Source organism: Oceanisphaera avium, from assembly GCF_002157875.1.
Lineage (GTDB): Bacteria > Pseudomonadota > Gammaproteobacteria > Enterobacterales > Aeromonadaceae > Oceanimonas > Oceanimonas avium.
Genome location: NZ_CP021376.1, coordinates 628959 through 653799, shown reverse-complemented (window position 1 = coordinate 653799; position 24841 = coordinate 628959). Strand labels below are relative to the sequence as shown.

17 protein-coding genes are annotated in these 24841 nt (G+C 47.5%); 8 read left to right on the top strand and 9 right to left on the bottom strand.

Annotated features, from left to right (window positions below; translation table 11 throughout):
• Window positions 1-18: 18 nt before the first annotated feature.
• From CBP12_RS02940 to CBP12_RS02925, 4 genes are all read left to right on the top strand, one after another.
• Window positions 19-1623: a cation:proton antiporter family protein gene (locus CBP12_RS02940; protein WP_086962791.1), complete on the top strand. Its 1605-nt coding sequence runs from the start codon at window positions 19-21 to the stop codon at window positions 1621-1623.
• A 65-nt stretch (window positions 1624-1688) separates the two neighbouring features.
• A complete protein-coding gene (locus tag CBP12_RS02935; protein WP_086962789.1) occupies window positions 1689-3170 on the top strand; it encodes a SulP family inorganic anion transporter in 1482 nt (493 codons plus the stop codon).
• An 11-nt stretch (window positions 3171-3181) separates the two neighbouring features.
• Window positions 3182-4066, top strand: coding sequence for a universal stress protein (locus CBP12_RS02930; protein WP_086962787.1), 885 nt, complete (start codon window positions 3182-3184; stop codon window positions 4064-4066).
• A 139-nt stretch (window positions 4067-4205) separates the two neighbouring features.
• A complete protein-coding gene (locus tag CBP12_RS02925; RefSeq protein ID WP_086962785.1) occupies window positions 4206-5060 on the top strand; it encodes a universal stress protein in 855 nt (284 codons plus the stop codon).
• A gap of 79 nt (window positions 5061-5139) precedes the next feature.
• Here CBP12_RS02925 and CBP12_RS02920 read toward each other — a convergent pair whose 3' ends face one another.
• Window positions 5140-6732 (bottom strand): ABC-F family ATPase, encoded by a 1593-nt coding sequence (locus CBP12_RS02920; protein ID WP_086962784.1) that lies wholly within the window; start codon window positions 6730-6732, stop codon window positions 5140-5142.
• A 331-nt stretch (window positions 6733-7063) separates the two neighbouring features.
• Here CBP12_RS02920 and cysQ point away from each other — a divergent pair, with 331 nt between their 5' ends.
• Complete coding sequence (gene cysQ / locus CBP12_RS02915) at window positions 7064-7801, top strand: 3'(2'),5'-bisphosphate nucleotidase CysQ (RefSeq protein ID WP_408634968.1); 738 nt, start codon at window positions 7064-7066, stop codon at window positions 7799-7801.
• A gap of 51 nt (window positions 7802-7852) precedes the next feature.
• Here the strand turns inward: cysQ and CBP12_RS13655 are convergent, their stop codons facing one another.
• On the bottom strand, window positions 7853-8173 hold the full coding sequence (locus CBP12_RS13655) for a universal stress protein (RefSeq protein WP_232455134.1): 321 nt from the start codon (window positions 8171-8173) through the stop codon (window positions 7853-7855).
• Window positions 8125-8712: a universal stress protein gene (locus CBP12_RS02910; protein ID WP_232455133.1), complete on the bottom strand. Its 588-nt coding sequence runs from the start codon at window positions 8710-8712 to the stop codon at window positions 8125-8127. Before CBP12_RS02910 ends, CBP12_RS13655 begins: the two co-directional genes overlap by 49 nt.
• Window positions 8713-8890: 178 nt before the next feature.
• Here CBP12_RS02910 and CBP12_RS02905 point away from each other — a divergent pair, with 178 nt between their 5' ends.
• From CBP12_RS02905 to CBP12_RS02895, 3 genes are all read left to right on the top strand, one after another.
• Window positions 8891-9319 carry a YbjN domain-containing protein gene (locus CBP12_RS02905; RefSeq protein WP_086965328.1) on the top strand — a complete coding sequence of 143 codons (429 nt, stop codon included), beginning with the start codon at window positions 8891-8893 and terminating at the stop codon, window positions 9317-9319.
• Window positions 9320-9678: 359 nt separating this feature from the next.
• Window positions 9679-10317, top strand: a complete 639-nt coding sequence (locus CBP12_RS02900; RefSeq protein ID WP_232455132.1) for a 2OG-Fe(II) oxygenase — start codon at window positions 9679-9681, stop codon at window positions 10315-10317.
• Between the two features lie 170 nt (window positions 10318-10487).
• A complete protein-coding gene (locus CBP12_RS02895; protein ID WP_232455131.1) occupies window positions 10488-12998 on the top strand; it encodes an EAL domain-containing protein in 2511 nt (836 codons plus the stop codon).
• A 64-nt stretch (window positions 12999-13062) separates the two neighbouring features.
• On the opposite strand, the gene recD is transcribed toward CBP12_RS02895, so the two are convergent.
• From recD to CBP12_RS02865, 6 genes are all read right to left on the bottom strand, one after another.
• Window positions 13063-15132, bottom strand: coding sequence for an exodeoxyribonuclease V subunit alpha (recD, locus tag CBP12_RS02890; protein WP_086962780.1), 2070 nt, complete (start codon window positions 15130-15132; stop codon window positions 13063-13065).
• The gene (gene recB, locus CBP12_RS02885; protein WP_086962778.1) at window positions 15125-18868 is read right to left on the bottom strand and encodes an exodeoxyribonuclease V subunit beta; all 3744 of its coding nucleotides are present in this window, start codon (window positions 18866-18868) and stop codon (window positions 15125-15127) included. Before recB ends, recD begins: the two co-directional genes overlap by 8 nt.
• Window positions 18865-22302 (bottom strand): exodeoxyribonuclease V subunit gamma, encoded by a 3438-nt coding sequence (gene recC, locus CBP12_RS02880; RefSeq protein ID WP_086962775.1) that lies wholly within the window; start codon window positions 22300-22302, stop codon window positions 18865-18867. Before recC ends, recB begins: the two co-directional genes overlap by 4 nt.
• A gap of 154 nt (window positions 22303-22456) precedes the next feature.
• Window positions 22457-23296: a mechanosensitive ion channel family protein gene (locus tag CBP12_RS02875; RefSeq protein ID WP_086962774.1), complete on the bottom strand. Its 840-nt coding sequence runs from the start codon at window positions 23294-23296 to the stop codon at window positions 22457-22459.
• An 8-nt stretch (window positions 23297-23304) separates the two neighbouring features.
• The gene (locus CBP12_RS02870; protein ID WP_086962772.1) at window positions 23305-24330 is read right to left on the bottom strand and encodes a hypothetical protein; all 1026 of its coding nucleotides are present in this window, start codon (window positions 24328-24330) and stop codon (window positions 23305-23307) included.
• A gap of 58 nt (window positions 24331-24388) precedes the next feature.
• Window positions 24389-24775 carry a DUF1294 domain-containing protein gene (locus CBP12_RS02865; protein ID WP_086962770.1) on the bottom strand — a complete coding sequence of 129 codons (387 nt, stop codon included), beginning with the start codon at window positions 24773-24775 and terminating at the stop codon, window positions 24389-24391.
• Window positions 24776-24841: the final 66 nt, after the last annotated feature.

The following is a 24841-nucleotide window of genomic DNA, read 5'->3' as shown; positions in this document are numbered from 1 at the left end:
TAAAAAGGCAATACGCTTATGGACGCAACCTTCATTACCGTGGCTTTTGGCTGTGGCTTGGCGGTTTATTTAATTAAACTGCCGCCCTTAATTGGCTTTTTAATTGCCGGCTTTATTTTAAACGCCATGGGTTATCACAGTAATGAAGGCCTAGAGACACTGGCGAGTTTAGGTGTGACCTTATTGCTATTTAGTATTGGGCTTAAGCTTGACCTGAAAGTGCTCTTTAGAAAAGAAGTATGGGGCACGGCCAGTGGCCATATTATTCTTTCAACCTTGTTTTTTGCGCTGGTATTATTGCTCATTAAAAGTGTGGGCTTTAGCCTAGCCGCGCAGCTGGAGTGGCGCCAAGCGCTGTTAATGGGCTTTGCATTAAGTTTTTCCAGTACTGTGTTTGCCGTCAAGGTACTGGAAGAGCGCAGTGATATGAATACCTTTTATGGTCGTATCGCTATTGGTGTGCTGGTTATGCAAGACTTATTTGCCGTGGCATTTTTAACCATCTCTAAAGGACAAGTTCCCAGCCCATGGGCGCTAGGGTTATTGGTGTTTTTGCCGCTGGTACGTTGGCTGGCTGTTAAAATTTTAGCGCACATTGGCCATGGTGAGCTACAAACCTTATTTGCTATGTTTTTAGCCTTAGTCATTGGGGCGGGCGGCTTTGAGCTAGTCGGCTTAAAAGGCGACTTAGGTGCATTAATTGTTGGCATGATGCTGGCTTCTCATTACAGCGCCTCGGCGCTGGCTAAGTCATTTTTTAATATGAAAGAGTTATTTTTAATCGCTTTTTTTCTGAGTATCGGTTTAAAGGGACTCCCCACTTGGGATGCGGTGTGGATTGCCGCGCTGTTATTGCTGGCACTGCCGATAAAAAGCCTCTTATATTACTGGTTATATAGCCGCTCACGACTGCGTATTCGTAGCTCGTTACTCGCCACATTTACTCTTTCTAATTACTCCGAATTTGGCTTAATTGTGGCCGCTCTTGCCGCCCAACAAGGCTTATTAAGTAATGACTGGGCAATTGTAGTCTCTTTAGCCTTGGCCACTTCTTTTGTGGTATCAGCGCCTATTAATAGCCACAATGAAGCCTTATATCGACGCTTAATGGCACGCTTTAATCCCAGCGAGCATCCTCACTTACATAAAGATGATAGACCCATTGTTTTAGGTGATGCGCGGGTGTTAATTGTGGGCATGGGCCGCATCGGCCAAGGTGCTTATATGGAGCTCGAGTCTCGTTATCCAAGCCAGTTATTGGGCATAGATAGCGACTCAAAAAAAGTGGCGTTATTAAATAATTTGCATATTAACGCCATTGAGGGCGATGCCTCGGACTCGGATTTTTGGGACAAAACCAGCATCAGTGAGCAGTTACAATATATTTTTCTCGCCATGCCAAATCACGCCGGTAACTTATACGCCTTAGAGCAAATTCGCTATAACCACTTTAAAGGCCGAGTCGCGGCCATTATTTGCTATCCCGATGAGGGCGCACAGTTACGCAACTTAGGGGCGGATGATATTTTTAATATTTATGAAGAAGCCGGCAGTGGCTTTGCTCGCCATGTCATTGAGTCTAATCCCCAAAAATTATCAAAGCTATCAAACCTTAGCAGCTAATTAGCCTTGGCTAACTGTTAAGTGAACATATTTAATTAATAATGGGTACTTTAGGAATCAGCAATATGTTAGCCCAGCTAAAACAAACGTGGTTTTTTAATATTCGTGCCGATGTACTGGCGGGCATAGTGGTGGCCTTAGCCTTGATCCCAGAGGCCTTAGCCTTTGCCGTTATCGCAGGGGTCGATCCTAAAGTCAGTTTATATGCCTCATTTAGCATGGCAGTGGTGATCGCCTTTGCCGGAGGGCGCCCAGGGATGATTTCAGCCGCCACCGGCGCTATGGCGTTATTAATGGTGACTTTAGTTAAAGACCACGGTTTACAGTATTTACTTGCCGCCACTTTATTATGTGGCGTGCTGCAATTATTAGTCGGCTATTTTCGCTTAGCGCAGTTAATGCGCTTTGTATCCCGCTCGGTAGTAACGGGGTTTGTTAATGCGCTGGCTATTTTAATTTTTATCGTGCAAATAGAAGAGCTGCTCGGTGGGACTTGGCATGTGTATGCCATGGCACTAGCAGGGTTGGCCATTGTTTATTTACTGCCCCTGATCCCACAGGTAGGCAAAGTATTACCCTCGTCTTTAGTGTGCATTGTGAGCTTAACGCTGGTCACCGTGTATTTAGGACTCGACATCCCCAATGTGGGCAGTAAGGGAGAGCTTCCTAATAGTTTACCTATGTTTTTATTACCCGATGTGCCTGTTAATTTTGCCACCCTCGCTATTATTTTCCCTTATTCCTTGTCATTAGCCATTGTCGGTTTATTAGAGTCGATGATGACCGCCACTATTCTTGATGACTTAACCGATAGTCACAGTGATAAAAACCGTGAGTGTAAAGGGCAAGGCGTCGCTAATTTGGTAACCGGTTTATTTGGCGGTATGGCGGGATGTGCCATGATTGGCCAGTCGGTGATTAATATTAAATCAGGCGGACGCGGTCGCTTATCCACCCTCACCGCCGGCGTCGTATTATTATTAATGGTGGTCTTTCTTGGACCTTGGGTGTCGCTGATCCCCATGGCGGCCTTAGTCGCTGTGATGATAATGGTATCCATCGGTACTTTTAGCTGGAGTTCGGTCACTAGCTTAAAAAGCACCCCTCTTAGCTCAAATATCGTGATGTTAGCCACAGTCGCTACCGTCGTTTATAGCCATAATTTGGCGTATGGCGTATTAGTAGGTGTGTTGTTAAGTGCTCTATTTTTTGCTCATAAGATCAGTCGCTTGCTAAGTATCACCCATCATCAAGCGCAAAAGCACACGCGAGACTATCAGGTGGTTGGCCAAGTGTTTTTCTCATCTACTGAGCAATTTATTGCCGCATTTGACTTTAAAGAAGTGCTCACTCGGGTACGCATCGATGTGAGTCGCGCTCACTTTTGGGACATTAGTGCCATCGCTGCCTTGGATAAGGTGGTATTAAGCTTTAAACGAGAAGGCGCTGAGGTGGAAATTATAGGCTTAAATGAAGCGAGTAAAACCTTAGTGGATCGCTTTGGTACTCATCAAGAGGCAGCAACAATAAAGCTCACCCAATCATAAGGGACTCTGGTATGCCAAATACGTTATCAACCAATATTATCAATAATAAAGCCAATGTAGTGGCCTGTATTGATGGCTCGCGTTATGCCAATGCGGTAGCCGATGCCGCCACTTGGGCCAGTTTGCGACTTGGGGCGCCATTACAATTGTTGCATGTGCCTAATAAAATTCCCGCACCGATACCGCCAGATCTCAGTGGCAGTATAGGGCTAGGTAGCCAAGAGCAACTTTTAGCTTATTTGAGCGACTTAGATGCTAAGCAAAACAAGCAATCCAGTGAACGAGGTCGCTTATTATTAGAGGCCGCCCAAGCTCATGTATTAAAAAGTGGCGTATTAGCCAGTCCCATTCAACGTCACGGCGATCTTTTAGAGACCTTAGTTGAATTTGCTCCTAGCTCGCGGTTATTAGTGCTGGGCCGCCACGGCGCTAACTCTTCTGTGGACTCACCCAATTTAGGGCGCCACGTGGAGGCCATTACCCGCGCGCTGCCCTGCCCCATCTTACTGACGAAAGACTATTTTAAAGCGCCTAAAAAAGTACTATTTGCCTTTGATGGTGGCTCGCGCACTCGCGAAGCCATTACGCAATTAGCCAATAGTCCGCTTTTAAGTGGCTTAGAGGTCCATTTAGTCTTAGTGGGTGAGGACAATACAGAGCATCAAGAGCAAATGAATTGGGCACAGGTCATGTTGCAACAAGCAGATATGACCGTTTTAACGCGCATCTTATCCGGCAATGTAGAGACCACATTAAGCGAATATCAAAGTGAGTTTGAGCTAGAGATGATGGTGATGGGCGCTTACGGCCACTCCCGAATTCGCCAGTTATTACTGGGCAGCATTACTTTGTCGATGATTAAACAAGCCAAAGTGCCCTTACTTATTTTGCGCTAATGCGCTGGCTAAAAACACGCTTGTTAAAAATAACGTGAGAAAGCCAATAATTGTTAAATATATGCTACATTAAATCTGAATCGACGCCCCCGCGATTCGTGCTATTAACGCCAATTATATAATCAACGGGATAAAGACTATGAAGACAAACGTATTAGCCTGTATTGATGGCTCATTGCATACCGCTACTGTGTGCGATTACGCCGCGTGGGCCAGTAGCCGACTGGGTGCTTCTCTCGTCTTACTCAATATCATCCCTAAGTCTGAGCCGACTCTGCTATTTAATATCAGTGGGGCTGCCAGCTTAACGCTACAAGATAATGTGACGCAAGAATTAGCCGACTTAGATAAAAAGCGCGAAGCGCTAGCAAAAGCGCACAGCCGCCAAATTCTTGACCAAGCCAGTCTACATATAAGCGATAGCGGCTATCCGGTGCCGCGCACCGTACAGCGGGTGGGTCGCTTAGTGGATGAAATTGAACAATATGATGACTATTGCCAATTATTGGTATTAGGTCGCCAAGGCGCTAACGACGACGAAGATGCCAGCCGCTTAGGCAGTCATGTGGAGCATGTGATCCGCACCACAGATAAGCCGTTGTTATTAACATGGGAGCGCTTTAAGGATCCGAAAAAAGTGATGCTGGCTTTTGATGCCAGTGAAACCTGCCGTAAAGGCGTGGATATGTTGGCCAGCTCCACGCTATTTAAAGGCATAGAATGTCATTTAGTGATGGTGGCAGATCCTGATCCACAGAATTTAGAGCAATTAGAAGTCGCTCGCTTGCAACTCGAAGTCGCCGGCTTAAAAGCCGTCTCGGCTTTGTTACAAGGTGAAGTAAAAAAACATTTGTTAAATTATCAGCAACAACATGACATAGACATAGTGATCATGGGCGCTTATGGGCATTCGCGGATCCGCCAGTGGTTGCTAGGCAGTATTACCGACCTCATGTTACAAGAGTCCAGCTGCACCTTATTAATATTAAAATAATAAAGCTTGACTTTTAGATAGCACATTAAAAAAGCCCCGCAACCATCAGCTTGCGGGGCTTTTTTTAGCACATTATAAGTTACACCACGCCTTTCTCGCGCAAGTACTCTTCATAGGTACCGCTAAAGTTTTTAAGACCTGCTTCGCTGAGCTCTAAAATACGGGTGGCCAGTGAAGACACAAACTCGCGGTCATGAGATACAAAAATTAAGGTACCAGGATACAGCTCTAAAGCCATATTAAGCGACTCAATAGATTCCATGTCTAAGTGGTTAGTCGGCTCATCCATGACCAAAATATTGGGCTTTTGCATCATTAACTTACCAAACAGCATACGCCCTTGCTCACCACCAGATAACACTTTTACTTTTTTCTTAATGTCATCTTGGCTAAACAATAACCGCCCTAAGACGCTGCGTACACTTTGCTCATCGTCATCGGCTTGCTGCCACTGGCTCATCCAGTCAAACACTGTCATATCAATAGAAAAGTCGGTAGCGTGATCTTGGGCATAATAGCCAATTTTTACGTTCTCAGACCATTTACAGCGCCCGCTTAAGGGTTTTAGCTCTCCCACCAGCGTTTTTACGAGTGTGGTTTTACCAATGCCGTTGGCCCCTAAAATAGCGACGCGCTCGCCCACTTCTACCAATGCATTAATATCTTTTAACAATACATTACCATCGTAACCTTGGCTGAGATCCTCAAGCTCAAGTACATTACGATAGAGCTTTTTCTCTTGCTCAAAGCGCATAAAAGGATGCTGGCGACTGGAGACTTTTACCTCTTCAAGCACAATTTTATCAATTTGCTTAGCCCGAGACGTGGCTTGGCGTGCTTTAGACGCGTTCGCACTAAAGCGGGCCACAAAAGATTGTAAGTCAGCAATTTGCGATTTCTTTTTCGCATTATCTGACATTAAGCGCTCTCTCGCTTGAGTAGACGCCAACATATAGCTGTCGTAATTACCCGGATAAACGCGCAACTCCCCATAATCCAAATCCGCCATGTGCGTACACACACTGTTTAAAAAGTGACGGTCGTGAGAAATAATGATCATGGTGCTGTTACGGTCGTTTAGCGCCCCTTCTAGCCAACGAATGGTGTCAATATCCAAGTTGTTAGTGGGCTCATCAAGGAGCAATACTTCGGGGTCGGAAAAAAGCGCTTGTGCTAATAATACGCGCAGCTTTAAACCAGGGGCCACTTCGCTCATAGGGCCATTATGTTGCTCAGCACTAATGCCGACGCCTAACAACAGCTCACCGGCACGTGCCTCTGCCGTGTAACCATCATATTCAGCAACTAACCCTTCTAATTCAGCGGCGCGCATATATTCATCGTCTGTCGCTTCTAAATTCGCATAGATAGCATCCCGCTCATGGATGGCCGCCCATAATTCGGTGTGACCCATCATAACGACATCTAAGACGCGAAAGTCTTCATAGGCAAATTGGTCTTGGCGCAATTTACCCAAGCGCTCATTTACATCTAGGCTTACATGGCCGGAGCTGGGTTCGAGATCACCACCCAAAATTTTCATAAAGGTAGATTTGCCGCAACCATTAGCGCCAATTAAGCCATAGCGATTACCGTCGCCAAATTTAACAGAAATGTTTTCAAACAGCGGCTTAGCGCCAAATTGCATAGTGATATTATTGGAGGAAATCAAGAAGCAAACTCACAGTTAACAAACGAAGAAGATAGGCGCGAACGCCGAAGGTGCAATAGGATACCGACTGTGGGCGAAAACTTCAAAGTATGGACGAATTTATTGCTCTATTATTGTGCTACTTAAAGCTTGCATGACGGCGTAATAAAAATAGCCCCCCCTTGGAACACAAAGGTATAAGGTTTAAATAGGCATAAGCTTTAACTTTTTATATCATAAATGCATATAACCTAGATACACCACCCTTAGGGAGTGCCTTGTGCCAACGCTTATTAGCCCTGAATTACTCGATGAAATTGAACAGCTGGCTCGCCATGCCGGCGCTGCCATTATGGAAGTTTATCGCCAACCCATAGTCGTCAGTGAAAAAGCGGATCACTCACCATTAACGCTGGCCGACCAGCAAGCGCACCACCTTATTGTGCAACACTTAACCCGCCTCAGCCCTGCTTTACCTATTCTGTCTGAAGAAGATACTGCCGCGTTCAGTGGCGCAGATGCACAAGGTCGTTATTGGTTAATTGATCCACTCGATGGCACTAAAGAGTTTATAAAACGTAATGGAGAATTTAGTGTCAATATTGCGCTTATTGAACAAGGTCGAGCTACTTTAGGCGTGGTATATGCCCCCGATTTAAATATTTGCTATCGCGCTGCTTGCGGACTGGGGGCACAAAAAATTGATGAGCATGGCCACAGCCATACCCTAAAAGTGGCGCACTATGAAGGCCAGCGACCTTGGCAAGTAGTGGGCAGTCGCTCTCACGCCGGTGACGCCATGCCGGCTTCTCTTGAAAAATTAGGAGAGCATCAATGCATTGCCATGGGCAGCTCGTTAAAACTATGTTTAGTCGCTGAGGGCAGTGCCGATGTTTATCCCCGCCTTGGCCCCACTTCACTGTGGGACACGGCAGCGGCGCAATGTGTGGTCGAACAAGCGGGCGGTCAGGTGTTAACTCTCGCAGGGCAGCCTCTAAGCTACGCCAATACCCAACAGTTACTCAATCCGTATTTTTTGGTGGTAGGACATAGCGACCAAGACTGGCCTGCGCTCTTTAAGTTTGCGTAACCTCTTTTTAATAGGCCACCAGTGAATAGGGCCTATTAACACCGTCACTTATTATCTGGCCACTAACACATCACAAGGTAGGGTACTTAAAAAAGTAGTGGCCACACTGCCAATCAATAAGCGACTGATGCCTTGTCGACCATGCGTACCTAAGACTAATAACTGCGGCTGGGTTAGGTTGACAGTATCCGTTAAGCATTGTTGCGCATTGCCGGTAAGCACTTGGCTGGTAATACGACTTTGATCATCATCCGCTAAAAAATAGGCCATTTCACTGGCCACTTCTTGTGCTAAACGCGCTTTTTTATCTGCTAATAATCGCTCTAGATCGTCTTTGTCGTAGCGTACAAAGCCCATAAAGGGGGGTCGCAAACATGCACTAAATGAATATTCGCATCAGGCGCTAACCACAATCCCGCTTGTAGAGCATGGTGGGAGCTACGAGAAAAATCGGTAGCCGCCATCACCCGTAAGTAGGGCTCTACTGAGTCAACGCTGACCATTAGTAAAGGGATATCGCAGTGGCGCAATAATCGCTCGGCGGTAGTACCCACAAACAGATCGCGCAACGGCTCTATATGATGGCGCCCCACAATTAATAAGTCTGCCTGTGATTGACTAATATACTTAGCCAGCGCTTGATGAGGTTTCCCTAACAAGACTTGATAGCTGGTATGGGCAATTAATGTCTCAGGTAACAAGCTATAAAAAGAGTGCAACGCCGTTTGCGCCGCTTGGGTAAGACGATGGCGAACCGATATCTCCACCATAGGCTCATATAAGGTGAGTGCATCATCTACCACGTGCACTAAATGCAGCTTTGCCTTGAGCCGCTCGGCAAGTTTCGCCGCTCTTTTAACGACTAAAGCGGAGCCTGGCTCCAAATCAATTGCAGCTAGCAGAGTTTTCACATTAAGGGTTCCTTATCTTAACGATGTTTGCTCAGCATTCCTCGTTTTGGTTTTAAAAGCAACTGAGACCCGAGTATGGCTAATAACTTAAGCCAGTGATTCTCCTGCTCTTGCCTTTGGTTTACACTAACGCTCTTTGTACCCGTTAGGAGTTTGCGTGTTAACTGCAGAAACTGCCATGCGTTGGCTAAGTGCCAGCTACATTGAACATTATGTGTGTGAAAACTGCCACGGCATTCATTTTTCTGAGCTGCAAGCCTTAGAAGGGGTGTTAGAAAGTCGGTTATTTGTAGAGCAAGAAGGCGCGCTACTTACCAGTGAAATTGAAATTAGACCCACAGCCCTATTGGTATTAATGGCCGAGTTGGGGCGTTTAAATATGAATTACCCAAGCCTTAAGGTGTTTGTGGATATTGTAGACGATAACTTGCCACGTTTAATCGTTGCTCATTACTTGCATACGCAAGTAGGCATGAGTGAGCAGCAATTTATTTGGATAATGCAACAAACCATGATGGCGACCCAGCAATTACTGTTAGAAATTGAAGAGCTTGGCTTTTTAATGCAAGACGATGAGCCTCTTAAGACTCCTCTCGCCGTCCACTAAGCTTTCTGCTGATTTGTCTTACGCTTTTAAGAATGCTCGGGTGGGTGAGCATTCTGCGCTAAGATGTTAGGTTCCTGTTATCGGGCCCCCTGCCCTTACCCAAGCCGCTCTATCTCATCTAGCGAATGGCAGCATTCGTTAATTTTGGCCTTATTTAAAAGGTCAAGCCTTTGTAAAATAATAGTTTTTTGTATTAGTTATCAATAGCCGCTATCTTGTGAATGCCGAGAGGCAATCAAGCGGCAGCCCCACTATTTTGAAAGAAAGGCCCATTATTATAGGGTGTCACGTGCAATTTTTCTTTCTGGCTAGACGGGTTGCAATCTGTGTTAATAAGCGCTCCTAATGGAGGGTGTATCGTGAATGCAGTGGCAAAGTTTGAAGTAGATTTTAGCGATATTATAGCGGCTTTAGCCGGTCCTGGAATTGGCGTCTTTCCCAATTTTATTGATAGTCAAATTGTGGCCAGTCTTCGCCACGATGTATTAAGCTTAGGCGAACATGAACTCTCCCCCGCCGGCATCGGTAGAGCGCACGCTCTGCAAACTAATGGCAACATTCGCAGTGATAAAACCCGTTGGCTTGAGGGTGATCGCCCTATCCAGCAGTATTATTTAGCGTTAATGAGTCGCTTAAAGCACACTCTTAATCGTGAATTATTTCTAGGTCTTAAAGATTACGAATGCCATTATGCGCTCTACCAAACAGGGGATTTTTATAAAAAACACCTCGATGCGTTTCGTGGCCGTAGTAACCGACGAATTACCACCGTCTTGTATTTAAATGATGACTGGCAAGTCGAGCATGGCGGTGAGCTGGTGGTCTATGCTGCTAACGGGACCGAGCCGGTGCATCGCATTCTTCCTAGCGCAGGCACCTTGGTGTGCTTTTTAGCCGATGAGTTTCCTCATGAAGTCCTGCCCGCCCACCGTGATCGCTTAAGCATTGCCGGCTGGTTTCGAATTGATGATCCGATTGCGCCAAGCTTGTGCTTATAGCATAAGACGTTGATTTTTTATATTTATAACAGCGATAAAACAATCTGAGTTTACTTGCTATTTAGCCAAAATTTAACCCAAAAGTTATTTTTCGCATTTTGGTAATTAATTTATTCTACGTTTTTAGAGCAACGTGCTAATCTTTGCCTAAATTTTTTTAATGGTGTGGCGTGTTAGACTTAGAGACCAATACCGCGCAACTTGCGGTAGAGCGCATTATGCATCGCAGCTTATTAAGCTGCAGCCCAGAGACCTCGATTAAACAGGCCGCCGAGCGCATGGCTGACATGCGTTTTAGCTCAATGTTAGTGGTGGAAAAAGGCCAAGCGATTGGAATTTGGACTGAGCATGACAGCCTACGGCTGGACTTTAGCGATCCTGATGCCATGCTAAGACCGATTAAAGAGGTCATGAGCTGTCCGGTCAGTACTATAGGCCTAACTATGCCTATCTCAGAGGTCGCTGAGCGCTTTAACCAACAAGGCTTGCGCCATTTATTAGTGGTCGATGATGAGGGTAGCCCACAGGGAATAGTGTCACAAACCGACATTCTCTTTAAGCAAGGATTAGAGCTGTATTTAAGTTTGCGTACCATAGCGCAGGCCATGGATAAAAATCCGTTAGTATTACCCGGTCGTCTCACTTTAGGTGATCTCGCGCCGCTTATGCTCGCAAAGCGCCAAGATGCTGCCGTTATTGAGTGTAGCAAACACGGATACGGTATTATTACTGAGCGCGATATGGTGCGCTTTGTGGCCGAGCATCCAGGGAATACGCCATTAAGCCAGTTAGCCAGTCGTCCTTTATTAAGCTTAACTGCAGAAGATACCTTATTACGGGCTCGCGACTTACTGATTGATAACAGGTTGCGCCATTTAGCCGTTAAAGGGCCTGAAGGTAGAGGTATTATTGGCTTAGTAGGATTTCGTCATATTTTAGACGGCGCCCGCAGCCATCATACTAGCGATTTAACCCACGCTATGAACCTTCGCGATCAAGCACTGCGCCACCCCCAACTAAATTTACAATTAGCCGAGCGTGTTATCGCCGCCTCTTTAGAGGGGGTAATCATCACTAATGCTCGGGGCAATATTGAATTTGTTAATCCCGCTTTTACTTATACCACCGGCTATACGGCGGAAGAAGTGGTCGGCAAAACCCCTGCTATTTTGTCTTCTGGTCGTCATGATGATAATTTTTATAAAAACATGTGGAAAGTATTGGCGGAAAGAGGGTATTGGCGAGGCGAGATCTGGAATAGACGAAAATCGGGACAGCTTTATTTAGAATTATTAACCATCACCAGCATTGAAAACGAAGTGGGCAATATTAGTCACTTTGCCGCTATTTTTAGCGATATTACTCATATTCGAGAAAATGAAGAGCGGGTTCGAAAACTGGCTTATTACGATACGCTGACCCAATTACCTAATCGGCGATTATTGGAAGACAGACTCGAGCAAGCGCTTCGCCATGCCCATCGTCATCAGCAATTACTGGCCGTTTTATTTATTGATCTAGACCACTTTAAACAAGTTAATGACAGCTTAGGCCACAGCGCAGGCGATGAATTACTACTCGAAGTGTCTAAGCGGATGACGGCTCGATTACGAGAAAGCGATATTTTGGCCCGCTTTGGCGGAGATGAATTTATTGTGTTATTGCCAAATATCAGCGGTATAGAAGAAGTCACCGCCATTGCCCGGCGTTTAATAGAAGCCGTAGGCCAACCGATTATTTTAAATCAGCGCTCTTTTAGGGTGGGTTGTAGCTTAGGCATTAGCTTTTATCCCGATGATGCCAGTGATGCTCATCAGCTGATACAACATGCCGATGCCGCTATGTATCGCGCTAAATTAGAAGGGCGCAATAGCTATCGCCTTTATAGTGTCACCCTAGATGCACAAGAGCATCTGTGGCTAACTATGGAAACTGCACTGCGCAATGCCATCGACTCCGGTCACGGCTTAAGCTTATATTATCAACCGCTAGTTGAGCTTTCGAGCAATCAAGTGGTTAGCATAGAAGCTCTCGCCCGCTGGCACGACCCCCAATTAGGCGATATTCAACCCAGCGATTTTATTCCTTTAGCCGAGCGCTCTGGACTTATTCAGCCATTAAGTCAGTTATTGATGCGAAGCTTAGCGCGCCAATTACGCCAATGGTTAGATGAGGGTCTACAGCCGCCACCGGTTGCCATTAATTTATCGGTTCAACAGTTTTGGCAGCAAAGCTTAGTGTCAGATATTAAGGCGCTATATCAAGAATTTGCCTTGCCTAAAGGCATATTAAACTTTGAACTCACGGAAAGCGTATTACTGAATAAACAATCACAAGCCATCGCGCTATTAAAAGAGCTACGCGCCCTTGGCTGTGACATTGCCATGGATGACTTTGGCACCGGTTATTCCTCTTTGAGTTATCTACATGAATTACCTATTACGACCTTAAAAATTGATCAAAGCTTTATTCAACAATTGGGTGACAACTTAGGCAGCGAAACTATACTTGCTGCCATTACCGGCATGGCCAAGGGATTAAAGTTAAAGGTAGTGGCCGAGGGAGTAGAAACAAACGCCCAGCGCGAGGCATTAACTCATCATCAGGTAGACTTAATACAAGGCTATTTAATTTGTAGCCCTCAACCGGCGCCGGCATTTAGCCACCAATATCTGCGCTAGCGAATAGCGATACACATTTTAGTTAAGCGTAGCTAAAAAGACGGCTCATCTAAGAGCCGTCTTTTTATTCTTGAGCAGTTAACTCTTCCAATAAGCCACTGCGCCGCCCTACTCGCTTTTGTAACGCTTGAGTAAAGATGCCCGCTCGGCTTTCAATTAAACTAAAATGTTTTCTCGCTCGTGTAATGCCGGTATATAACAGCTCTTTTGTCAGTACCGGATTTAAACTATCGGGCAAGATTAATGCCGTATGAGCAAACTCCGAGCCTTGTGACTTATGAACGGTCATCGCAAACACAGTTTCCAGCGCCGTAAGGCGACTCGGCAGTATAAATTTTACCGCTTGTTCATCGCTATGCTGGGCAAAAGCCACGCGCAAACTTACCCGCCCAGTCTCGTCGGGCACACGTAAAGCGATGCCAATATCGCCATTCATTAGGCCTAAACTATAATCATTTTGGCTGACTAGTACCGGGCGCCCTTCATACCATCCTTGATCTGACTCTAATAAGCCGCGTTTATGTAGCAAGCCTGCAATACGCTCATTTAAGCCCGCGACGCCCCAGGGCCCCTTGCGTAGCGCGCACAAAAGGCGAAAATCATCAAATGCCGTTAAAACACCAGCCGCCCAGCGCTGCCACGTTTTTTGTTCGCTTGCTGTTTTGGCTTGCAATAAAAGGGGGCGAGTCTGTGTTAAGCACGTTAAATAATGGCCATAGCCCTGTGCCGTCCCCCAGCCTTTGAGCAATAGTTTATTTAACTGCTTATCCTGCTCCGCCTTTAGCACTATATGATGCACATCTTCTGGCGTTTTATTTAACAATGCCGTGGCGCTCGCACTATCTTGATTATTCACTGCTTGGGCTAACTCACCAATGCCTGAGTGAATACCAAAGCGGCGAGAATGGCGCAGCATTAAGGTACGTTGGGCTAGCGGATTATCTTGTGGATTTCCCGCTTCTAAATCAGGATGCGCTAAGGACTCGCCACTGACGTTCTCTAACCAAGTGCTAAGAGCAGGATCGTAGCGCCCTGCTGTTGCATCACTGCACAAGTCACCCAACACCGCCCCTGCCTCTACCGAGGCGAGCTGGTCTTTATCCCCAAGCAAAATTAAGCGTGCCGTCTCAGGTAAAGCACTCAACAGTGCAGCCATCATCTCTAAGTCAATCATAGAGGCTTCATCTACGACTAAGACATCTAGCGGCAATAAGTGGCGACTGTGGTGGCGAAAATGGCGGCTGTTAGGGACACTTCCTAGCAAGCGGTGCAAAGTGGTCACTTCACTGGGGATCACAGCGCGCACCGCTTCACTCACCGCTAAGTTAGCCACCTGCGCCGCAATAGACTCACTTAAGCGCGCCGCCGCTTTACCCGTGGGTGCACTTAAGCGAATACGCAGCGGTTGTTCAAGGTGAGACTGTTGTAATAAAGCCAAGAGTCGTACCACAGTGGTGGTTTTTCCAGTCCCTGGACCGCCGGTGATCATACAAAAATTGCCGCGCACCGCTAAGGCACAAGCAAGCTTTTGCCAATCTGTTTGACGCAGCCCCGCAAGCCACAAGGGCTCTGGAAATAACTGCTCAAGTAATAAAGGTAACTGAGCAGGCAATGTGGGCTCTAGTGTTAAGCGCTTAGCTAAATGGCTGGCAACTGTTTGTTCATAGCGCCAGTAGCGGCGTAAATACAGTCGCTGACCCACTAATACTAAAGGGGTAGCCGTGTGTTGGCGTGCCAGCTTAGAGCCTTTAGCAACTAAGCTTGGCAGTGCTAGAGCCTGGCGCCACTCGTTTAAGCTTACTGTAGCGAGTAATTGTGAAGGCAATAAACTTTGCGCTTTTGCTTCTCCCTCTGGCGGCAGTGCCAGCACAAAATCGGCATTGGTCAAGGTTGCGTTAAGATCTAAACACACATGACCATGACCTAGTTGATGACTAGTAAGGGCGCTGGCTAATAATAATAATGGCGAAGAGCTTGGCTCTAACTCATAAAAAAAGTGCGCTAGGGCCACATCGAGCGCGCGTAGCCAGCCTTTTTCTTGCCAATACCCTAATACTCTAAACAAAGCGGCACTATGTTGTAGCGCGGCCACGTCTAAAGCATCGTCTGCCACTGGAGCTTCTAAACTATTCATTGATATTGTCCTCGGCTGCTAGATAAGGCGCTGGCAAGGGCTGATATTGATTATTAAATAAGGCATCTAAGGACTCAATCAACTCTTTTGGTGGGCAGCTCACGTATTGGGCTTGGGGATGGCGAATAAACCAATAAATAGCGCCGCCTACGTGCTGGTCGTAATCGTAGTGCGCTAAGCGTAACTTAAGTTGGCGGTGCAGCGCTAAAATATAGAGCACATATTGTAAGTCGTATCTGTGTTTGATTAGCTGCTCTTTCATCGCTGACTCGGTATAGGACTCATGGTCGGCGCCTAGCCAGTTCGACTTATAATCCACAACAAAATAGCGCCCATCCACTTCCAACACTAAATCGATAAATCCCTTAAACATGCCATTTAAGGTATCGGATAATAATGGCGCTCCGGTATAGCCCGGCAAAACGTGTTGCTGTACTAAGCGATCCATTTGTTGTACATCGACATGACTGGCCTCTAACCAAAATTCCATTTCCGCTTGAAAGGTCGTGAGCTCACCTAAACACAGTTCTACCCCGTTAAGCTTAACCCCCGCCAGTGGCGTCAGTAGTAATGCACTCAGCCAAGCTTGTAAGTGTGGCGTCCACTGCTCTAACTTTCTTAGTGCACAGCGCCGCGCTATTTGCTCACTTAACCCGCCTGCCTCATAAGCAAAACCCTCTGCTGCTGCCAGCTCTAATAAGCCATGTAAAAACGTCCCTGGGTTAGGTCCTCGTGGAAAGTCATGTAACGAAGCTCCGGTCCAAGGTTGGCTCACTATCGGCTGTGTGGTTTCTTGATCATCATCAATCCCACTCGCCGCCATCGCATCTTCGGGGCTCATATCTTCAAAGCGCGTCTTTGGCGTCGTTAGGGCACCGGTGCGCAGTGCACTGTAAGAAGAAATCCACCAGTGCTCGGCGGCGCGCCGGCGCGGCTCGCGCCAATGAGGTAGAGCCTTGCCAGAGGCAAGATTAAGTAATCTCTGCTCACAAGGCTGAGGCAGAGCTGTAATGGCAATTTCGCTAGGGTTATCAGTGAGTAAAGGTGCTAGCCACTGTGCAAGTTCAGCGCTATGGTGTAACACCTCTCCTCCACCCAGTAATTGGCCAATCGCAGACTTATGTAATACCGAGCCCTTAGCGCGATTTTTAATATCAGCCAGCCCTAACCAGCAGCCATGGCGAGAGCGAGTCAGTGCCACATATAATAAGCGTAAGTCTTCTCTTAAGCGTGCTTGCTCGGCCAGTTGTAACTGTTGGTCATTGGGAGTGAGAATAAGCTGGGTTTGCTTACCATCGTGTACATTCACCGCTTCATTGCTTTTAGTCTCCCGATGAGCGCAAATAAAGGGTAAAAACACCAAGGGATATTCCAAGCCCTTAGACTTATGAATGGTGACCACCCGCACTAAGGCGGCATCACTTTCAAGGCGTAATACTTGTTCATCGCCGGCGGGCTCGTCGCCTTGGACGCGTTCACTTAAATAGCGGATCAGCGCTTGCTCGCCATCTAAATTTGTTGCCGCTTGCTGCAATAGCTCGGCCAAGTGCAAAATATTGGTCAGCGCCCGCTCTCCCTCGCTATGCTGTACTAAGCGGCTTGGCAAATCAAAGTCGTGCAATAATTGGCGCAACATCGGCAGTACGCCTTGGCGACGCCACTGATATTGATAATCACGAAATTGCAATACACAGCGCTCCCAGTGCCATTCATCTTGATTAAGCAATTCCAGTTCATAGAGACTTTGCCCAAGGGTGCGACTGGCGAGGGCGCTGCGCAGTAAGCGGTCTTGCTCGGGCTCAGCACAGGCGCGCAACCATAACACTAAATCTCGGGCTTCTTGGCTATCAAAAATAGAGTCTTTATCTGATAAATAAACACTTTGTACGCCCCGCTCGCTCAAGGCTAGCCGTATGGCTTGGGCCTCGGTGACGTTGCGCACCAACACCGCTATATCACTGGGCTTTAGTGCCAGCACCGTCTCGTCTTTAATAAAACCAGCACAGTTTTTTTGGCCTAAATTAAGCAAATGGGTGATGTGACTTGCACAGCTCAGTGCCATCTGTTGGCGGTATGCGCTTGCCGTCAAAGGTTCACTTTGCTCGGCATGCCACAAGGTAAGCGCCGGTTGTCTTTGCCAAGGGCTATCGGGTGCACTTTTTAGGCACCATTGCTCGGCTCGCCCTTTTGCTTTAACCGGCGTAAAGGGCAGCGGATTATCTTCTTCAGAGCCAAATAAAAAGGCCCCATAAGGCGCAGGTGCTGGGCGTTGCTCTGCTGCTAAAAATAATCGATTAACACTATTTACCATATCTTGTGAGGAGCGAAAGTTGGTATCAAGACTGTCATGGCGCCCTTTGGTAGCTAAGCGCGCCGCCAAATACGTATGGATATCAGCACCTCTAAAGGCATAAATCGCTTGTTTAGGGTCACCAATTAAAAATAAACCGCGATCTGAGCGTTCACTCGCACCGGTGTTGCTCGCTGCACTTAGTCCATAAATTCGGTCAAAAATACGATATTGCTGAGGATCTGTGTCTTGAAATTCATCAATCATGGCCACCGGAAACTGATTACGAATAACGGCACTTAAGCGCTCACCGTTTTCGCCGTGTAGAGCTTGATCCAAGCGCGTTAGCATATCGTCAAAGCCCATTTCTGCTCTACGGCGTTTTTCTTCTTGAAAACGCTGGCTTACCCAAGTGGCGGCATGAAGTCTGGCGGGATCCAGCGGTGCATTTAAGCAAGCGAGCTGCTCACGAAGCGTTTCTAGTGCCTCAAATGCAGGGTGAGCAGGCGCCTCTCCCACTTTCCACGCCTCACTCAGGCCAGCAGGCGTTAATCTTTGCCAAGCAGCATCAGTTAGCTCCAAGATAATCGCCTCACTGTCTCGCCAATCTTTAATACCGGCCAGCCAAGTATCGGTGCGCTTTGCTTGTAGCCATTTACCATGCACTTGTTTATTCGCGATACCACTGTGCAATAAACGGGCTATTTCATCTAGCCACACTGACCAAGGGGCTTTTAGCTTAGCCAGCTTTTGTGCTCTTTGTTGCAATAACTGCTCAAGCAACTCACTCAGTGGCACTAAGGGCTCTTTAGGTTGAGCCTGAGCGCTAGGCTGGCGTAACAACGGCTGTATGGCGCTTAGTAATTGCGAAGGACTTTGCCAGTGGCTAATAACCCACTCCAGCGCGCTGCCTGTAAGCGGATAACAATGCAGTCGCCAATAATCGCGCACAACTTGCGCCTTAAGCTCGCTGTGATCCGTTTGTAAGGTTTGAGTAAATAAACTCCCGCTGTCAAAAGCATGCTCACGCAGCATACGCTGACACCAGCTATGAATGGTCGATACCGCGGCTTCATCCATCCATTGAGCTGCAATGTCTAAGCGTTGTGCACAGGCTAACCAACGGGCTGGCTCAAAGTCGGCTTTAAATGCGGCTAATAACGCATCCCCGACTAATTCATCACGAAATACCCGTGCGGCTTCAACTAGGCGAGCACGGATCCGATCCCGTAATTCTCGGGTAGCGGCGTCAGTAAAAGTCACCACTAAAATCTCTGGCGGTAATAGCTCACGCCCAAAGGCCGCCTGGTTGCCATGACCTAAAATTAAGCGTAAATAAAGAGCAGAAATAGTAAAGGTTTTGCCCGTGCCTGCACTGGCTTCAATTAATCGACTGCCATATAAAGGAAAGCGCAGTGCCAGCGGGCGAGATAAAAGATCGGTCATGATGACTTCTCCGCACTTAACGATTGAGGGGGATGCTCAAGTAAAGGGCGATATAAGCGCTCACTCCAGAGTGCAAACTCTCCACTGGCATTTAGGGCATTAAAGCTTGGATAATGGCGCGCTAATGCCGCGTTATCTCGTACTTCACCGCGAGCAAAAAAACCATCGCCTTCATATTTTTTACGCGCTTTATCTTCATCTTGTTGGCTTAGCCACACCATAGCGGTGTGTAAGGCGACAGGTAGCGGCGTTTCAAGCCCCGCTCGCCAACTGGACAACCATTGGTTTAATATGGAATGAGCAAGCTCTGCATCAAGCGGCGTAAACACCAAGGTTTCATCTTCCCCTATCAGCCAAGTGGTCAGTGATATATGACAAGCACTGGCCAGCACTTGGCTAACAAAGGTAGGTAACACTCGGTGCCATTTAGGCTCTTTTTTATGCACTAAGGTCCCCGGTTGTAATACCAGCCGCCCGACACCTTGTTGATGTTTAACCAACGCCCCTAACCAGCCCTCCACTACCATATTGGCATGGCTGGCCGACAGCGCCAGCGGTGAGCCGAGAGTGTCTGGCCAGCATTTTTGTAAGGCTTGATAGCGCTGTAATTGGCTAAGTAGCGGCGGTAAAATCTGAGCTTGTAGCTCACGGCCAAAACCCGCTAAAGGCAACTGGCCTTGTCCTCGCAGGCGCTGGGCGCCTGCGAGTAGAGCTTGTTCAAGATCTTTCGCCTCACAGGCATCGTCTAAGAGTTGTTGCTTAAGCAGATACAGGCTTAAGCCATCAAGTGCAAAAGGTTCATCATCGCTGGTTGCTAACGTATGCTCGTTTAAGTGCACGTTAAGCCGTTGACTAAAAAAATGCCCCACAGGATCGCGCAAAAAATGCTGGAGCTGCCCCAGCTCGCGAATTAACGGTGGGTCTTGGGCGGTAATTAATGGCGTTAGGGGCTCGGCTGAGGACGTAGCTTTAGCGTGATATAACCCCGCCCATTCATGAGCATAACTAAATAATCTGGGATGCTGATTAAAGTATTGCGCACTAAAGGGCTGCAAGGGATGCTCTGTGGTGAGCATACTCAGTAAGCAAGACGATGAGCTATTCTCACGCGTGGCCGCCTGCCATCCCGCTACAATATGATCTTGCAGTTGCCCAACCAGCACCGAGGGCGGGCGCACTGTATTATCGCGAATACTGCGCCCTACCCAGCTGATATAGAGTAAGTCTCGAGCCGAGAGCAAAGCCTCGAGTAATAAGTAGCGATCGTCTTCGCGGCGTGAACGATCGCCTGGGCGATAATCATTCGCCATTAAATCAAACCCCAGCGCATTCACATTGCGCGGATAATCCCCATCATTCATGCCCAGTAAACACACCATACGAAAAGGAATGGCGCGCATCGGCATCAAGGTACAAAAATTAACAGCACCCGCCATAAACCGCTGGCTTAGGCGGCCTTGATCAAGTGCGCTTAGCCAAGCTTCGCGTACCACGTTTAAGGGCAGTGGCTCTTTTAAGTCCACACTTTCACACAGCTGTTGCCAATCTTCTAAGGTCAGGCTGAGCTGGCTCAACAGCGTGTGCTCGCGCTCGGTCTCACTTAAGAAAAAGTCAGTTAATAATTGCTGTAAGGCCTCACCCCACGCTTGAGGCAAATGAGAGTGTGACAACTGCTGGTGCCAGTTATCTAGCATGGATAACAAGGCCATGAGAGGGCCAATTAAGGCAGCATCTAAGCCGCCTATTTCATCATAGGGCTCAATATCAAAGCACGCATCCCCACTGCCCATCGCATAACCGAGCAACATGCGACGCAGCCCAAAGCGCCAAGTATTTTGCTCCATGTCATTTGGCAGTCCTAAGCTGGCTCTGCGCTTAGCATCTAGCCCCCAACGAATACCGGCGCCTTCTATCCAGCGATGCAAGATAGGCACATCTTGCTCTTTAATACCAAAACGCTGGCGCAGCGCGGGCACTTCCAATAAGTCTAAAACTTCACTGACTGTTTGTCGGTTTTCAGGTAAACGTAATAATTGCTCTAAGGCAATCATGAGCGGCTCTGTCCCTCGACTACCTTGGTCGGCCAAGGTAAAGGGAATATAACGGTGATCATCACGCTGATATTGGCCAAATACCGCTTCAATGTGCGGTGCATATAGATTGATATCCGGCACCATAACGATGATGTCTCGTGGGCGCAGACTGGGGTGTTCACTAAAATAAGCCAGCAGTTGGTCGTGTAATATTTCTACTTCACGCTGGGCGCTATGCGCAATATGAAAACGAATGCTAGCCTGCTCGCTAGCCACTGGCGGCCAGCACTCGCGAGTCTCACTCAGCGGGCGTAAGTGCAAAATATCATCTTGTAATTGCGCGAGTAAATGCTCAGGGCTAGTTTCATTAAAAATATCAATACGCGTGCCCATTGCCGCAAAGCGTTGGCGATAACTTTCAGGCTCGTCCATGCTATCGAGCAAATTAATATAATCTCGCCCCTGCTTACCCCAAGCTGCCAATAGCGGATGAGCATGTTGATGCAAGTCATGCTCGGCGATTAAGGCGGGTTGGCCGGCTTTTCGAGCATGGCGGCGAAATTGATGGCGCAACAAGTCCTGATCCGCCACTATATCTCCCCAATGGTATTGGCATGGATTATGGACACATAATAACACTTGGCTAAACTTGGCTATGGCGGCTAAGGCTTCTACCGTTTGAGCGGGCAAAGAAGAAATACCAAACACAATCACCCGCCGCACTAAGCCTGCTGGGGCCTGGTTGGCGTGTTGCAGCTCCGCTAAAAAACGCGGATGCACCCCAGCTCGACTGCCCGCTACTTGCTCATGACCCACATCATCTAATAACGCGCGCCATAGCGCTGCTTGCCATTTATTTTGCTCTTCTAAGGGCGTCGCTTTATGACGAGCGTTTATAATATGATCTCGCCCCTGCTCCCACTCATTCAGCCAGTCGGCACGATATACCTGATATTGGTCGAATAAGTCGGCTAATCGCTCTGCTAACTGAAAGCGCTTACGCCCGTCTTCATCTTGTTGTAAAAATCGCTGCAACGGCTCAAAAACATCCTCGTTGACTAAGCAGGGTAATAAGCGCATTAAGCGCCAAGTCAGGGGGGCTTTATCCAACGGCGAGCGCCGCGCTATGGTGTCACTGCCTAAGACACTGCGATAGGTTTGCCATATAAAACGCGCCGGTAACTCCACCTGCATCGCCGCGGCAATCCCCCCATTGCGCTGCTCGGCTAACGATTGTTTCAGCCATTGGGCAATGCCGTTGCTTTGTACCAAAATCACTTCGTTTTCTAAAGGGGCTAGAGGGTGGCGGCGCATCCAAGCTACGGCTAATTCTTTAAGTGACTCTAATTGATTGGCATGCACCACCATGAGACCGGGTGCTAAGTCATTATTATTTTGCATGGTTTATAAGCCTAGTGTCGAGGTGTGCTTAAAGAGAAAGTCGGTAAAATAAGCGTAAATTTTAACATTTTTAAGCTTACCTATTTGGCTGGTGTGTTGCTCGCCCTCTCACCCTTGGCAGGTGGGCAGAGTGGCTTTTTGGGTATCATAGCAGTTAAAAACGCGCGCTTGACTCACTCTTTGTCGATAAGTCCATGGCCTGCTCTGGTGGAATACGGGCAAAGCTCACTGGCAGCTTTCTTAAGCTGTCTTTACCGCGAACAGTGAGATCAGACATAAATTGAAATTGCTGGCGCGGATCGAGTGGGTAGGCTTTAATTCGATAATGCGTACCCCAAGGTTGTTCTTGGGCTAGCACTACCACAGGCTTAGTGAGCTTAAGATAGGCGCTGGATAAGGCCACTTCCTCAAGTGCCTCGCACACCACACTGGCGTCATGATCGGGGGCGAGGTAAAAACTCACTACACACATTAGGCTCGCTCCCCCATTGTTGGCATTATGAATAAGGCCATCCCATAGCTTAAGGTGAGGGATAAAAATAACCGTATCATTAGGGGTGACAATTTCGACTACCCGCATACCGATACGCTTTACCTCTCCGTATTGTCCTTCCACCTCAATCCAATCTCCAGGGCGATAAGGCACTTCATAAGCCGCCACAATACCGGCAATAATACTACTTACGTAATCTTTAAGAGCAAAGCCAATGGCTAGGCCAGTCACACTTAAGATAGCGATGGTGTTTTGTACGGTCAGTTCAAAAAATAATGGCACCAACCAACTAATGGTGGCCACTATCACGACTAGGCGTAAAGTCGGCACTAAGGCTAATACCCATAGTCGGCGGTGACTGTGTAAACGACTCGCAACCCAAGGGAGTGTTTTTTGGATAAGCCATATTATTAACAGCGCACCCACCACCACTATGCTTGCTTCAATGACATCTTCAGAGGAGATATCTCTAAATAATTTTAAAAACCGCTTCGCATCCATAAGCTCCCTTAGAATTTATCCAACAAATAGTCACGACCCCCTAAAAACTCCCGCACCCGCATATAGGCTAACGCCCTAACCTGCCATTGCGGCTCACGTTCGCTGCTTTGTTCGATAACGCCGGTTTCTTTTAAGCTTAACAACTGTAGCGCCAGTTCATGTTCACTTAAATTGGCAATTACTTGTCCCAGCTCCTCAAAGGACAAGCTGTTATGGATAAGCAAGCTATATAAGATAAAGCAGGTGTTATCATTAGTGTTTAGCGGCAATTCGGGCAGCGCTTGTTGCTGCTTATAATGATGTTGCCAGATTTCCCACGCGACTCCTAAGTTGCCTCTGGCCTCACCCAGCAAACGCGCTAGCTGATGGTGTTTACCACTAAAGCCAAGTTGGCGTAGTAGTTGCGGTGTAGCCGGTGCTAAACAATGGCTATTAACGACTTCTGCAGGCCAGTTATGACTTAAAAAAGCAAACGCCCAGCTATTACATACCACAATACCCGCACCAAATTCGCCCGCTAACGCTCGCGGTAACCAAGCGTTAATAAACGCCATGTGACCCGTACACCGTAAAAAATAAGCCGTCAGATCTGGGATCAACCAAGCATTATCTGGTTCAAATTGTGAGGTTTGGGCGTGTACGTGTGCCGATTGCTGCTGCCACCAGCCGTCAATATCGACATACTTTATGTGACTAAGAGTAGGAGGTGTCAGTGTGCTTCGCGCTTGGTGCTTAGCCCAAGTTTTTGCCATCGCACTGGTGCCACTAAAAGGCGGATCTAACAGCACACACAGCGCACTAGACCAAGGCGTCTCGCTTATATAGGTACTAAGCGCGATGGGTAATTTATCTGTGGAAAAATTCGCTTCTTCAGTGCCAGATTGCACATCGCCAAGCGCATAGCTATCTGACTTAACCAGCTTTAGGGTGCGTAATACGCGCCGCCGCTGGCGTTGTAACCGCACGATAAGCGGGGCCGATGGACATTGATAATCGTCAGTGGAGATCAACTGCCAATGGTGATGCTCAGTCATAAGCTCTCCAAACAATGGGCGAGTTAAAAGCTGCAAGGCTACATGAGGGCGGTTATTGCTAACTATGTGGACCTAGCCCATCACTAATAAAAATAATCAGCCCCACTGCTGCCAGATGGCCGATTATGCTTAGCCACAGCCTTATTTTGAAAGAAGTTTTTTGTGTTTTGTGACGCAGCCGCGCTTGGGCTATTAAGACACCCGGCCAGCCACCAATCACAGCTAAGCCATGTAAGGTGCACTCAGGCGTACGGCGCAGTGCTAACCGCGCCGCGCGCTTATCTTTAGCATAAACCAAAAAAGTAAGCGCGCTTATCAGTAATAAAGCCAATAAATAAGCCACACTCACTTTAAAACATAGCGCATTATTTTCTAATAAATAGCCGAGCGCTAGCAAGGCTACGGCCAAAAAATAGCTTATTGCAAAATATTGGCTGAGCTTCATTTTAGCTCCTTAATAAGTGGCCATAAGTAAAAAACCCCAGCCACGGGTGTGAGCTGGGGTTATAAA